Source organism: Rhodanobacter sp. Root480 (genome assembly GCF_001426645.1).
GTDB classification, from domain to species: Bacteria; Pseudomonadota; Gammaproteobacteria; order Xanthomonadales; family Rhodanobacteraceae; genus Rhodanobacter; species Rhodanobacter ginsenosidimutans.
In genome coordinates this window covers 1,034,709-1,047,339 of record NZ_LMEX01000002.1, presented here as the reverse complement: position 1 = coordinate 1,047,339, position 12,631 = coordinate 1,034,709, and the positions used below count along the sequence as shown (strand labels likewise).

The window sequence follows — 12,631 nt, the reverse complement described above, 5'->3', positions numbered from 1 at the left end:
GAAATCACCCGGAATCGAAGTGGCTCGCGTTACCCTCGGTGCCTTCGTTTTGCAGGGAGTTTCCGTCATGCGCCAAGCCCTCGTGGTGGCCATCCTGATGTTCGCACCCGCTGCGGCCTGTCTCGCCCAGACATCGACGGCGCCGACGCCAGTCACACGTACGCCATCGCGCGACGTGTCGCTGATCGGCCAGCGCCTGCTGCCGCCGCAGACGCCCGCGCGGACCGACCGCAGCGTGCTGCACGGGGTGACCGTGGCCGACCCCTACCGCTGGCTGGAAAACCCCGACGATCCGCAGGTGCAGGCGTGGATCAGCGCACAGAACGCCTACACCGAGGCCGAATTGGCGAAGATGCCCGAGGGTGCGGCGCTCACCGCGCGGGTGCGCCAGCTGGCGATCACCTCCACCACCCGCAGCGGTCCGGTGCTGGCCGGCGGCACGCTGTTCTACCAGCAGCAGACGCCACCGCAGCCGCAGCCGGTGGTGATCGCGCAGCCCTGGCCCGACGGCGCCGCCAAAACGCTGGTGGACCCCAATGCCGACCAAGGCGGCACCGCCATCACCGGCTACTGGCCTTCGCCGAAAGGGCGCTACCTGGCCTACGGCAGCGCCGAGGGCGGCAGCGAGCTGACCACCCTGCATGTGCTCGACGTGCACAGCGGCACGCTGTTGCCCGACACCCTGCCCTGGGCCGGCGGTGGCACCACGCCGCAGGGCGTGGCGTGGGATGCCGACGAGCGCGGCTTCAGCTATGTGCGCTTCGTGCCGCCGGTGCCTGGCAAGCCGGTGGAGCAGTTCAACGCGGCGCTGGCGCACCACACGCTGGGCCAGCCCGCCGCGGCCGACCGCACGGTATTCGGCCGCGATTATTCGAAGGTGGCCGAGTACGTGCTGGTCGATGACACCACCTCGGCGCAGGCCGCCGTGCTGGCCTACGAAGGCGATGGCGGCCCGGCCGAGGTGTTCATCCGTCGCGGCAGTGCGTTCCGCCCGGTGCTGGGCCATGACGCCAACGCGCGCACCGCGGCCTGGGTGTCTGGACGTCTATACGTGGCGACGTTCGCGGACGCGCCGCGCGGCCGCATCGTGGCGGTGGATGCGAACGGTGCCACCACCACGGTGCTGCCCGAGCGCAAGGGTGCGATCCAGCAACTGGCGCCGCTGGGCAACGGCTTCCTGGTGGTGCGCAGCGAAGGCCCGGACTGGTGGGTGGAGCAGTACGACGCCAAGGCCGCCTTCGTGCGCCGCCTGCCATTGCCGGCGCACGGTATCAGCGTGGGCGCGATCGCCTCCGAGTCCGGCCAGGACAAGGCGCTGATCAGCTACAGCGGCTGGACCACGCCGTCGCGCTGGGTGGAATACGACGGCCGCAGCGGCAGCTTGAAGACGATCTTCCAGGTCAAGCCTGCCGCCGATTATTCGAAGGTGAAGGTGCAGCGCATCGACGGCACCTCGAAGGATGGCACCAAGATTCCGGTCACCGTGCTGTCGATGCCCGGCATCACCCCCAACGGCGCGCGCCCCACCATCCTGTACAGCTACGGCGGCTTCGACATCCCGATCAAACCCGGCTTCGTGGGCGCCAACCTGGCCTGGCTGGAGCGCGGCGGCGTGCTGGCTTACGCCAACATCCGCGGCGGCAACGAGAACGGCCAGGCCTGGCATGCGCAAGGCCAGAAGCTGCACAAGCAGAACGTGTTCGACGATTTCCACGCGGCCGCGCTGGCGCTGTTCAATACCCGTTGGACCGACCGCGCCCACCTGGGCATCCTGGGCGGCAGCAACGGCGGCCTGCTGATGGGATCGCAGATCGTGCAGCATCCGGCCGATTACCGCGCCGTGGTGGCGCGCGTGGGCATCTACGACATGCTGCGCCACGAGACGGATTTCGCCAACGGCCCGTACAACGTCAGCGAGTACGGCAGCATCACCGACCCCGCGCAGTTCAAGGCCACGCTGGCGTACTCGCCGCTGCAGAACGCAAAGCCGAACACCGCCTACCCCGCCGTGCTGATGACCACCGGCGCCAACGATCCGCGCGTGGCGCCGTGGCAATCGCGCAAGTTCACCGCCGCGCTGCAGAACGCCACCTCATCGGATCAACCGATCCTGCTGCTGACCCGCATGAATGCCGGCCACGGTGTGGGCGCACCCTTCAGCCAGCGGGTGGGCGACACCGCCATCGGGCTGACCTTCTTCGCGCATGAGTTGGGGTTGCCGGCCAAATAAGGCCGTGCTCATACGGCGTCGGGGGCTTGGCTCCCGACGCCGCCGATCCAGCTTTGCTGCACGCGGTAGTCGGCATCCAGCGCCACCAGGTCGGCCTGATAACCGGCCGCGATGCGGCCGTGGCTGGCGCCCAGGCCCAGGAAATCGGCGGGGTAGGTGCTGGCCATGCGGGCGGCTTCGTCCAGCGGCAGGTGCAGCATCTCCACCGCGTTGCGCACGGCGCCGGCCATGTCCAGCGCGGAGCCGGCCAGGGTGCCGTTGGCGGTCTGGCAGACGCCGTCCTTGACGATGATGGTTTCGCCGTTGAGTTTGTACTCCGGGCTTTCGGCGCCCACCGGCGGCATCGCGTCGGTGACCAGCAGCATCTTGCCGCGGGCCTTGGCGGCGATCGCCACGCGCAGGCTGACGGGGTGCACGTGGTGGCCGTCGGCGATGATGCCGCACCAGCTTTCGGCATCGTCCAGCGCCGCGCCGACCACGCCCGGTTCGCGGCTGCCGAACGGGGTCATGGCGTTGAACAGGTGGGTGAAGCCGCGCACACCCGCGTCCAGCGCGGCGCGTGTGGTGGCGTAGTCGGCGGCGGTGTGGCCGGCGCAGACGATCACGCCGCTGGCCGCCAGGGCGCTGATGCTGGCGATGGGCATCTGGTCCGGCGCCAGCGTGATCAGCCGCACGCCACGGTGCGGCGCACACAGCAACGCCAGCTCGTCGGCATCGGGTACGCGGAAGAACTTCGGGTCGTGCACGCCCTTGCGCGCGGGCGCCAGGTAGGGGCCTTCCAGATGAATGCCCAGCAGGCCCGGCACGCCTTCGGCCAGCGCCTGCTCCACGGCCTTCAATGCCGCGCGCATCACGTCGGCGTCGTCGCTGATCAGCGTGGGCAGGAAACCGGTGGTGCCATAGCGGCGATGGCCGACGCCGATCTGGCGGATCGTCTCCACCGTGGGGGCATCGTTGAACAGCACGCCGCCGCCACCGTTGACCTGCACGTCGATGAAGCCGGGCAGCAGCGTGGCACCGGCCAGGTCATGGGTTTGCGCGTCGCGTACGCGCGGATCGGAGGCCGGCAGCACGGCGGCGATACGCGCGCCGTCGAGCAGGACGGCGACGTCATCGCGCCAGCCTTCAGGAGTGAGTACGCGACCGTTGATAAGGGCGAGAGTCATGATGGAGCCTCGATGAAGGACAGAAGATGGATGCCGGCTTCGTCCCGGCACTTCGACTTCGCCCGCTGACGCGGGCTACGCTCAGTGCGAACGGTGTTTTCCGATGCCGTCCAGGCCCTCAACCGTTCGCCCTGAGCGTAGGCCGCAGGCCGGAGTCGAAGGGCCGTTCAGCGTCGGCGCCCGGGCACGAAGCCGATCAAACCGTTTCGGTGACCTTGTTCAGATGCGGCGGCACATCCGGATTGAATCCGCGCAGCAAGGCTAGCTCGCTGGCCGCGCGGTAGAAGCTCTGGATGATCAGCAGTGGCGTGCACAGCGCGGGCAGGCCGCTGGCCACCGGCAGCGTGCCCTCGCCCTCCAGGCCCGGCGCGGCCACGAACACCTGCGCGCCGCGGTTGCGGAATTCGCGCGCCACCGCCAGCGTGCTGTCCAGCGTGTCGTCGTCCTGGGCGAAGCACAGCACCGGGAAATCCGGACCCACCAGCGCCATCGGGCCGTGCTTCACCTCGGCCGAACTGAATGCCTCGGCGTGCAGGCCGCAGGTTTCCTTGAACTTCAGCGCCGCCTCCAGCGCGATGCCCAGGCCGAAACCGCGCCCCACCACAAACAGGTTGTGCGCGCCCTTCAGGCCGTTGCTCAGCGACGACCAGTCGGCATCCCAGTTGTTGCGCAGCGCGTCAGGCAGGGCCTGCAGCGCGGTGGTCAGGGCCGGGTCGTTCTTCCAGTGGGCGCACAGGTGCAGCACGGCGGCCAGCGCGGCGATGTAGCTCTTGGTGGCGGCAACGCTGCGCTCCGGGCCGGCGTGCAGCGGGATCACCGTATCGGCGAGCTTCGCCAGCGGCGAATCCTCCACGTTGACCAGCGCCACCACGCGCGCGCCGGCCAGCTTGGCGGCCTCCGCGTTGCGCACCAGGTCGGGGCTCTTGCCCGATTGCGAAATGGCGATGAACAACGCGCCCTGCCACTGCTGCGGCGCCGCGTAGACCGAGGTCACCGACGGCGACGCCGAGGCGGTGGCGATGCCCAGCTGGGTTTCGAACACGTACTTGGCGTACGCCGCCGCGTGGTCGGAACTGCCGCGGGCGCAGGTGACGATGAAGCGCGGCGGCTGTTCGCGCAGCGATTGCGCCAGCGCGGCGATCACGCCTTCGTTGGCGGCGAACTGGCGCGCCACGACATCGGCCGTCTCGTGCGCTTCGGTGTACATCAACGTGTCGCTGGCAGCCATGTCGGTGGTTTTTCCCAAGGTAATGGATCAGTCGGTTTGCAGTTCCGCCACGAAGTCGTAGATGTCGCCGCGGTACCAGGAGCAGGTGAACTCGACCACGCGGCCGTCATCCAGAAAGCTGCGCCGCTCGATGTTGAGCCCGGCGCTGCCCGCGGAAACGTGCAGCAGGCGCGCCTGATGGGCGTTCAGCGACACCGCGCGCAAGCGCTGCAGTGCGCGTCGCGGGCGGGCGTTGAAGCGTTCCAGCGCCTCGTACAACGAGTCGCTGACCAGCATCGGGTCGGGCAGCAGGCTGGCCGGCACGGCGCTGCGCTCGATCGCCAGCGGTTCGTCCTGGCCGTAACGCACGCGGTGCAGCCGCGCCACGATCGAACCGGGCGAGAGGTTCAGCGCCATCGATTCTTCCGGCGTCACCTCGCCCAGGCTGCGCTCGAAGAATTCGGAGCGCGGCGACAGCCCGCGCTCGCGCAGATCCTCGGTGAAGCTGGTCAGGCGCGACATCGGTTTCACGATGCGCTCGGCCACGAAGGTGCCGGCGCCGTGGCGTTGATGCAGCAGGCCGTCTTCAACCAGCCCGGCGATCGCCTTGCGCACGGTGACGCGCGACAGTTTCAGCGTCTGCGCCAGGTCGCGTTCGCTGGGCAGGGTCTGCCCCGGCTCGATGCCGCGGCGCTCCACGATGTTGCGGATCGCGCGGCGCAGGCGCAGATACGCCAGCGGTTGATAGACGGCCGGATCGTTGCAGATCCGCTGATATTCGAGTGCCAGGGCGCTTTCCATAGTTACGAAAGATACCAATAGCGAACCAGTTAGACAACTTCGCCGCCTTTGGCAGGTAATGAGGGCCTGCATGGCGTGGGTGGGCATGATTTCCGAAGTTGGTGGGCTTTGTCCACCCTGCGCAGCCGTTTGGCGGGGGAACTGGTGCGCTGTGGTATTCCACTGGTATGATCGGCGCCGAACCGCGTGGGCGACCCCGTTCGTCCATTTCCCTAACTGCTTGCTGTCGTTGAGGTGAAGGCGTGACTGTGATTTCCCTGCCGGTCGAACCGTTCGACCTGGTCATTTTCGGTGGTACCGGCGACCTTGCCCTGCGCAAACTGCTGCCGGCTCTTTTTCATCGCTTCGTGGACGGCCAGATCCCGGCCAGCAGCCGCATCATCGGCGTGGCCCGCGAAGTGCTCGACGACGACGGTTACCGCGCCTCGCTGCGCAAGACGCTGAACGCGCTGGCCGGCAGCGAGCCGGCCAAGGTCGACCAGTTCCTGCAGCAGGTCGGTTACCGCCCGCTGGATGCGCGCAAGGACGCCGGCTGGGACGACTTCGCGGCGCTGATCGGCGAGCAGCCCGACCACGTGCGGGTGTTCTACCTTTCCACCTCGCCGGACCTGTTCGTTGACCTGTGCGCCCGCCTGGGCCAGTACGGGCTGAACGAGGGCAAGTCGCGCGTGGTGCTGGAAAAGCCCATCGGCCGCAGCCTGGAAAGCGCCAACCGCATCAACGACGACGTGGGCCGCGTGTTCAACGAATCGCAGACCTTCCGCATCGACCATTACCTCGGCAAGGAGACGGTGCAGAACCTGCTGGCGCTGCGCTTCGGCAACGTGCTGTTCGAGCCGCTGTGGAACTCCGCCCATATCGACCACGTGCAGATCACCGTGGCCGAAACGCTGGGCCTGGGCCGTCGTGCCGGTTATTACGACCATGCCGGCGCGCTGCGCGACATGGTGCAGAACCACATCCTGCAGCTGCTGTGCATGGTGGCGATGGAGCCGCCGTCGTCGCTGTCGCCCGACGCGGTGCGCAACGAGAAGCTGAAGGTGCTGAACGCGCTGAAGCCGATCGACGCCAGCAACGCCAGCCAGCTCACCGTGCGCGGCCAGTACCGCGCCGGCGTGGCCGAGGGCGCCAGCGTGCCCGGTTACCTCGATGAACTTGAGAACCACCAGTCCAACACCGAAACCTTCGTGGCGCTGAAGGCGGAAATCGCCAACTGGCGCTGGGCCGGCGTGCCGTTCTACCTGCGCACCGGCAAGCGGCTGCCCAGCCGCGTGTCGGAAATCGTGGTGGCGTTCAAGCCGGTGCCGCATTCCATCTTCGACGCGTCCGCCGGCCCGGTGGTGCAGAACCGCCTGGTGCTGCGCCTGCAGCCGGACGAGGGCGTGAAGCTGTGGCTGAGCATCAAGCACCCCGGCCCCGGCGGCTTGCGTCTGCGCCACGTGCCGCTGGACATGAGTTTTGCCGAGGCATTTGGCGTACAACAGCCGGATGCGTACGAGCGCCTGCTGCTCGACGTGGTGCGCGGCAACCCCACCCTGTTCATGCGTCGCGACGAGGTGGAGGCCGCATGGAAGTGGGCCGATCCGATCCTGGCTGCCTGGGCCGGCAGCAACGAGTCGCCGCGTCCGTATGCGGCCGGCAGTTGGGGCCCCAGCGCCGCAGTGGCATTGATCGAGCGCGATGGCCGCACCTGGCACGAAGACAACGATTGATCCGCGGGCGTTCGCGCCCTTGTTCCCATCCCTAGCGCCGCCGTTGCGCGGCGCCCTCTTGATGCCATGTCTTCCATACTGAACGTCACCACCCACAGTTTCACCGATTGCAAGGCGCAGGCCGCGGCGCTGGCCGAGCGCATCGCCGGCCACCTGCGCGAGGGGATCGACCAGCGCGGCAGCGCCGTGCTGGCCGTCTCCGGCGGCAGCACGCCGAAGGATCTTTTCGCCCGTCTCTCGCGTGAATCGCTGGACTGGGCCCGCGTGCACATCACCCTGGTCGACGAGCGCTGGGTGCCGGACACCGACGAGCGCTCCAACGCCCGGCTGGTCAAGGCAACGCTGTTGCAGAACGCCGCCAGCGCGGCGCAGTTCGTGCCGCTGTACACCGGCGCGGAAAGCCCGGAGGCGGGCCTTGCCGAGGCCAACGCGCGCATCGACGCGCTGCCGCATCCGTTCGATGCGGTGGTGCTGGGGATGGGCGATGATGGCCATACCGCCTCGTTCTTCCCCGGCGGCGATCACCTGGCCGAGGCGCTTGATCTGGACGGCCAAACGCGGGTGTTGCCGATGCGCGCGCCCGGCGCGGGCGAGCCGCGCATCACGCTGAGCCTGCCGGCCGTGCTCGATACCCGGGCGCTGTACCTGCTGGTGACCGGCGCCACCAAACGCGACGTGCTGGCCGATGCCAGGCTGGGTCTGGGGGCCGCGCAACATTATCCGGTGCGCAGCGTGCTGGCCCAGACCCGCGCACCGCTGTCCGTCTATTGGTGCCCTTGACGGTCACACCCGCGGGCTTCGCCCTGATCGCCACTGCCAACGAACGCAAATGGCCGCCGCAACCGGCCGACATCCACGGAGTTTTGTCATGAGTACGCTGCACCCCGTCATTGCCGAAGTCACCCAGCGCATCATCGAGCGCAGCCGCCCCACGCGCAGTGCCTACCTGGCACGCATCGACGAGGCCAGCGGCAAGGGCGTGTATCGCCATCGCCTGGGCTGCAGCAACCTGGCGCACGCCTTTGCCGCCAGCGGCGAGGACAAGGTCGCGTTGCGCGGCACCGTCACGCCGAACGTGGGCATCGTCACCTCGTACAACGACATGCTCTCCGCGCACCAGCCGTATGAACCGTACCCCGAACAGATCCGCCAGGCCGCGCGCCTGGTCGGTGCGGTGGCGCAGGTGGCCGGCGGCGTGCCGGCGATGTGCGATGGCGTGACCCAGGGCCGCGCGGGCATGGAGCTGTCGCTGTTCTCGCGCGAGGTGATTGCGATGGCCACCGCGGTGGCGTTGTCGCATGACACCTACGACGCGGTGCTGATGCTCGGCATCTGCGACAAGATCGTGCCCGGCCTGATCACCGCGGCGCTCACTTTCGGCCACCTGCCGACCATCTTCGTGCCCGCCGGCCCGATGACCAGCGGCCTGTCGAACGACAAGAAATCCAAGGTGCGCCAGGCCTACGCCGAGGGCAAGGCCACACGCGAGGAGCTGCTGGAAGCCGAGTCGGCCGCCTACCACGCGCCCGGCACCTGCACGTTCTACGGCACCGCCAACTCCAACCAGATGCTGATGGAGATCATGGGCCTGCACCTGCCCGGCTCCAGCTTTGTCACGCCCAACACGCTGCTGCGCGACGCGCTGACCCGCGCCGCCGTGTATCGCGCCGTGGCGATCACCGCGCTGGGCGAGGAATACACGCCGATCGGCCACCTCGTCGACGAGCGCACCATCGTCAACGGCGTGATCGGCCTCAATGCCACCGGCGGCTCCACCAACCACCTGCTGCACCTGGTGGCGGTGGCGCGCGCGGCCGGCATCATCCTCACGCTGGAGGATTTCGACGCCATTTCGGCGGTGGTGCCGCTGCTGGCGCGGGTCTACCCCAACGGCAGCGCCGACGTGAACCACTTCCACCAGAGCGGTGGCATGCCGTTCCTGATCGGCTCCCTGCTCGACGCCGGCCTGCTGCACGGCGACGTGCGCACGGTGTGGGGCGAAGGCATGGCGCCGTACCGCCGCATGCCCGCGCTGGACGCCGACGGCAAGCTGGTCTGGAACGAGGTCGTGGCCAGCAGCAACCTGGACGTGTTGCGCCCCGCCGCCGAGCCGTTCCGTGCCGATGGTGGCCTGCGCGTGCTCAAGGGCAACCTCGGCCTGTCGGTGATCAAGGTGTCCTCGGTGCCCGCCGACTGCATGGTGGTCGAGGCGCCCGCGGTGGTCTTCAACGACCAGGAGGAAATGCTGGCCGCGTTCAACCGTGGCGAGCTGGAGCGCGATCTGGTGGCGGTGGTGCGTTTCCAGGGCCCCAAGGCGATCGGCATGCCCGAGCTGCACAAGCTCACCCCGCCGCTGGGCGTGCTGCAGTCGCGCGGTTTCCACGTGGCGCTGGTCACCGACGGGCGCATGTCCGGTGCCTCCGGCAAGATTCCCGCCGCGATCCACGTGACGCCCGAGGCGATCGACGCCGGCCCGCTGGGCAAGCTGCGCGACGGCGACGTGATCCGGCTCGACGCCATCGCTGGTACGCTGGAGGCGAAAGTCGACGCCGCCGAATGGGCCGCCCGCCCGCAGGCCGTGGCCGACCTCAGCGCCCATCACAGCGGCATGGGCCGCGAGCTGTTCGCGATGATGCGCAATGCCGTGGGTGGCGCCGATACGGGCGTTACCGTGTTCGGCACGCAAGACCGCCACCACGCGGCCGATCTCTGAACCCGCGCCGGCGCACTGCGCCGGCACCACCGATACAAACGGATGCCATCGACCATGACATTGCAGGAAACGCGACAACAGAAGCTGGCCACGATTCTCAAGCTCGCCCCGGTGGTACCGGTGGTGATCATCGACGACGTCAACCATGCGGTGCCGATGGCACGCGCGCTGGTGGCCGGCGGCATTCGCACGATCGAAGTCACCTTGCGCACGCCGGCCGCGATGGATGCGGTTCGCGCCATCGTCGCCGAGGTCAAGGAAGCCGTGGTCGGCGTGGGCACGGTGCTGCGCGGCGGCCAGCTGGAAACCGCCCGCCTGGCCGGCGCGCATTTCGCCGTCTCCCCCGGCACCTCGCCGCGCCTGCTCGATGCGGCCGACGACAACGAACTGCCGCTGCTGCCCGGCGTGGCCACCGCCAGCGAGGCAATGGCCCTGCTCGAGCGCGGCTATGAACACCTGAAGCTGTTTCCCGCGGTACCGGTGGGCGGCGCCAAGCTGCTCGCCGCCTGGGCCAGCCCGCTGCCGCAGATCCATTTCTGCCCCACCGGCGGCATCAACCTCAGCAACGCGATCGACTTCCTGAAGCTGACCAACGTGGTCTGCGTGGGCGGCTCCTGGCTGACGCCGGCGGACAAGATGGCACGCGGCGACTGGGCCGGCATCGAGCAACTGGCGCGCGAAGCCGCCGCACTGAAGTAAGCCGTATTGCAGGAACCTGTAGGAGCGACTTCAGTCGCGACGCTCTTGTTTGTGTGGCCTTGGAAACCTCAGGCCAAAAGCAAAAGCATCGCGACTGAAGTCGCTCCTACATGGGTCTTTGTGCCGTCGGGACATTCCGTTGATCGACGTCTTTCTCGCCATCGCATGCAGCGTGCTGGTCTCGGCGCTGCTCAAGCTCGCCCGCCGCTTCGAGGTGGATGTGGGCCAGGCGATCGCATGGAATTACGCGGTTGCCAGCGTACTCGTGGCGTTGATGCTGCAACCGGACACTTCCGTCCTGCGCAACGTGGCCGTGCCGTGGCTGGCGCTGATCGGCCTGGGCCTGCTGCTGCCGACCATCTTCCTGGCCCTGGGCGCCTCGGTGCGCCACGCCGGCATCGTGCGCAGCGATGCGGCGCAGCGCCTGTCCCTGCTGCTGTCGTTGCCGGCGGCGTTCGTGTTCTTCGGCGAATCGCTGCGCCCGGCCGCCGCGGTCGGCATCGTGCTGGGTCTGCTGGCGCTGGCGGCGATGCTGTGGCGGACGTCGCCATCGCCCGCCACATCCGCAGCCGCCAACGCCGCACGCTGGCTTTACCCGCTGCTGGTGCTGGCCGGTTTCGGCGTCATCGACATCCTGTTCAAGCGCGTGGCGCAAGCCGGCGTGCCGCTGGCCACCTCGTTGCAGGCGATGTTCGCGCTGGCCCTGCCAGTGGCATTTGCCCTGGCGTTGTGGCGCCGCTGCCGCGGCGGTGCCCGTTTCACCGCGCGCAACCTGCTCGGCGGCGTGCTGCTGGGGCTGTTCAACTTCGGCAATATCCTGTTCTACCTGCGCGGCCATCGCGCGTTGCCGCAACACCCGGCGCTGGTCTTCGCCAGCATGAACATCGGCGTGGTGGCACTGGGCGCACTGGTCGGCGTACTGCTGTTCCGCGAGCGGCTGAGCCGGCTCAACCTGGCCGGCGTGCTGCTGGCGGCGCTGGCGATCGGTTGCATCGCCCGCGTGTAAGAGCACATCGCGGGGCACGAATCGAAACGAAAAGTATCGTCTGAACCCGTTTCATGCCGGGTTTTCCGCCGGCCTGGTTCACGCACACTTTGGGCATGAACGGTGCCCACCATGCGTAGCAAGCTCTTCGTCCCCGGGGTGCGCCCGGAGTTGTTCGCCAAGGCACTGGCCGGCGACGCGGACGCGCTCTCGTTCGATCTGGAGGATTCCGTCCCCGTCGAGGCCAAGGACATGGCGCGTGGAGCGGTGGTGCAGTGCCTGCGTTCGGAGGCTGCGCGGGTGTCAGGCAAGATCCTGATCGTGCGCAGCAATGCGCTGGACTCGGCGCATGGCGAGGCCGACTTGCTGTCGTTGGCTGGCACCGGCGTGGACATGGTCAATCTGCCCAAGGTCGAGCGCGTCGATGAGGTGCTGGCGGCGGTGGCACTGCTGGAGCGTGCTGAATCGATGCAGGGCGTGGGTCCGCCGATTCGCTTGTTGCTGACGATCGAGACGCCATGCGGGTTGCGTCGGGCGGCGCAGCTGGCCAGCGCGCATCCTCGCGTGGCCGGCCTGCAGTTGGGGCTGGCCGACCTGTTCGAGCCACTGGGCATCGACCGCCGCGATCCGGCCAACCTGCACGCCGTGCTGTTCGAGCTGCGGGTCGCGGCCGGCATGGCCGACGTGTTCGCCTGCGATGGGGCTTTTGCGGATCTGAGTGATGACGCAGCCTTCCGCGTGGAGGCGCTGATGGCGCGGCGGCTGGGCTACATTGGCAAGAGTTGCATCCATCCGCGCCAGGTGCCGCTGGCCAACGACGTGTTTCGCGCCAGCGCCGACGAGATTGCCAGAGCGCGGCGCATCGTCGAGGCGGCGGACCGGGCGGCGGCCGAGGGCAGGGCCGCCTTCGTCGTCGATGGGCAGATGATCGATCCACCTTTCGTCAAGCGCGCGCAGGCGATGCTCGCCAGCGTGCGCGAGACGGATGGGGGCTCCAATGAACCGCTTTCCTAGGCGGCGCGTGGTTTTCGCGAAACCCGGTTTCGTGCCACCGACGTCGATACGCATAGCCGCATGCGCCTGCATGGTGGTTCGAGGTTGAAATCGTGCGCATGAGT

The 12,631-nt window shown here is 68.4% G+C and carries 10 protein-coding genes; 7 read left to right on the top strand and 3 right to left on the bottom strand.

Translation table 11 applies throughout. The annotated features are described in order from the left end of the window. The first annotated feature begins 67 nt into the window (after positions 1-67). Complete coding sequence (locus ASD22_RS11565; protein ID WP_056083264.1) at positions 68-2,230, top strand: prolyl oligopeptidase family serine peptidase; 2,163 nt, start codon at positions 68-70, stop codon at positions 2,228-2,230. Positions 2,231-2,238: 8 nt separating this feature from the next. Here the strand turns inward: ASD22_RS11565 and nagA are convergent, their stop codons facing one another. The 3 genes from nagA to ASD22_RS11550 all read right to left on the bottom strand — a co-directional run bounded on the left by nagA (position 2,239) and on the right by ASD22_RS11550 (position 5,404). After that, positions 2,239-3,396: an N-acetylglucosamine-6-phosphate deacetylase gene (nagA, locus tag ASD22_RS11560; protein WP_056083260.1), complete on the bottom strand. Its 1,158-nt coding sequence runs from the start codon at positions 3,394-3,396 to the stop codon at positions 2,239-2,241. A gap of 196 nt (positions 3,397-3,592) precedes the next feature. After that, complete coding sequence (locus ASD22_RS11555) at positions 3,593-4,624, bottom strand: SIS domain-containing protein (RefSeq protein ID WP_056083257.1); 1,032 nt, start codon at positions 4,622-4,624, stop codon at positions 3,593-3,595. Positions 4,625-4,651: 27 nt separating this feature from the next. Beyond that, positions 4,652-5,404 carry a GntR family transcriptional regulator gene (locus tag ASD22_RS11550; protein ID WP_007080594.1) on the bottom strand — a complete coding sequence of 251 codons (753 nt, stop codon included), beginning with the start codon at positions 5,402-5,404 and terminating at the stop codon, positions 4,652-4,654. Between the two features lie 248 nt (positions 5,405-5,652). On the opposite strand from ASD22_RS11550, the gene zwf reads away from it, so the two are divergent. The 6 genes from zwf (at position 5,653) to ASD22_RS11520 (ending at position 12,527) form a co-directional block, all read left to right on the top strand. Then, positions 5,653-7,116 carry a glucose-6-phosphate dehydrogenase gene (zwf, locus tag ASD22_RS11545; protein ID WP_304437644.1) on the top strand — a complete coding sequence of 488 codons (1,464 nt, stop codon included), beginning with the start codon at positions 5,653-5,655 and terminating at the stop codon, positions 7,114-7,116. Positions 7,117-7,182: 66 nt separating this feature from the next. Beyond that, entirely contained in the window at positions 7,183-7,896 is a 714-nt protein-coding gene (gene pgl / locus ASD22_RS11540) for a 6-phosphogluconolactonase (RefSeq protein WP_056083251.1), read from the top strand. Positions 7,897-7,984: 88 nt separating this feature from the next. Further along, positions 7,985-9,829: a phosphogluconate dehydratase gene (gene edd / locus ASD22_RS11535; protein WP_056083248.1), complete on the top strand. Its 1,845-nt coding sequence runs from the start codon at positions 7,985-7,987 to the stop codon at positions 9,827-9,829. A gap of 54 nt (positions 9,830-9,883) precedes the next feature. After that, complete coding sequence (eda, locus tag ASD22_RS11530) at positions 9,884-10,528, top strand: bifunctional 4-hydroxy-2-oxoglutarate aldolase/2-dehydro-3-deoxy-phosphogluconate aldolase (protein WP_056083245.1); 645 nt, start codon at positions 9,884-9,886, stop codon at positions 10,526-10,528. 139 nt (positions 10,529-10,667) lie between these two features. After that, on the top strand, positions 10,668-11,534 hold the full coding sequence (locus tag ASD22_RS11525; protein WP_056083241.1) for a hypothetical protein: 867 nt from the start codon (positions 10,668-10,670) through the stop codon (positions 11,532-11,534). A gap of 111 nt (positions 11,535-11,645) precedes the next feature. Further along, on the top strand, positions 11,646-12,527 hold the full coding sequence (locus ASD22_RS11520; protein ID WP_056083238.1) for a CoA ester lyase: 882 nt from the start codon (positions 11,646-11,648) through the stop codon (positions 12,525-12,527). Positions 12,528-12,631: the final 104 nt, after the last annotated feature.

Coding starts and splice junctions, on each gene's coding strand:
- eda (WP_056083245.1), top strand. CDS start 9,884: ATGACATTGCAGGAAACGCGACAACAGAAGCTGGCCACGATTCTCAAG.
- pgl (WP_056083251.1), top strand. CDS start 7,183: ATGTCTTCCATACTGAACGTCACCACCCACAGTTTCACCGATTGCAAG.
- ASD22_RS11555 (WP_056083257.1), bottom strand. CDS start 4,624: ATGGCTGCCAGCGACACGTTGATGTACACCGAAGCGCACGAGACGGCC.
- edd (WP_056083248.1), top strand. CDS start 7,985: ATGAGTACGCTGCACCCCGTCATTGCCGAAGTCACCCAGCGCATCATC.
- ASD22_RS11550 (WP_007080594.1), bottom strand. CDS start 5,404: ATGGAAAGCGCCCTGGCACTCGAATATCAGCGGATCTGCAACGATCCG.
- nagA (WP_056083260.1), bottom strand. CDS start 3,396: ATGACTCTCGCCCTTATCAACGGTCGCGTACTCACTCCTGAAGGCTGG.
- ASD22_RS11565 (WP_056083264.1), top strand. CDS start 68: ATGCGCCAAGCCCTCGTGGTGGCCATCCTGATGTTCGCACCCGCTGCG.
- ASD22_RS11520 (WP_056083238.1), top strand. CDS start 11,646: ATGCGTAGCAAGCTCTTCGTCCCCGGGGTGCGCCCGGAGTTGTTCGCC.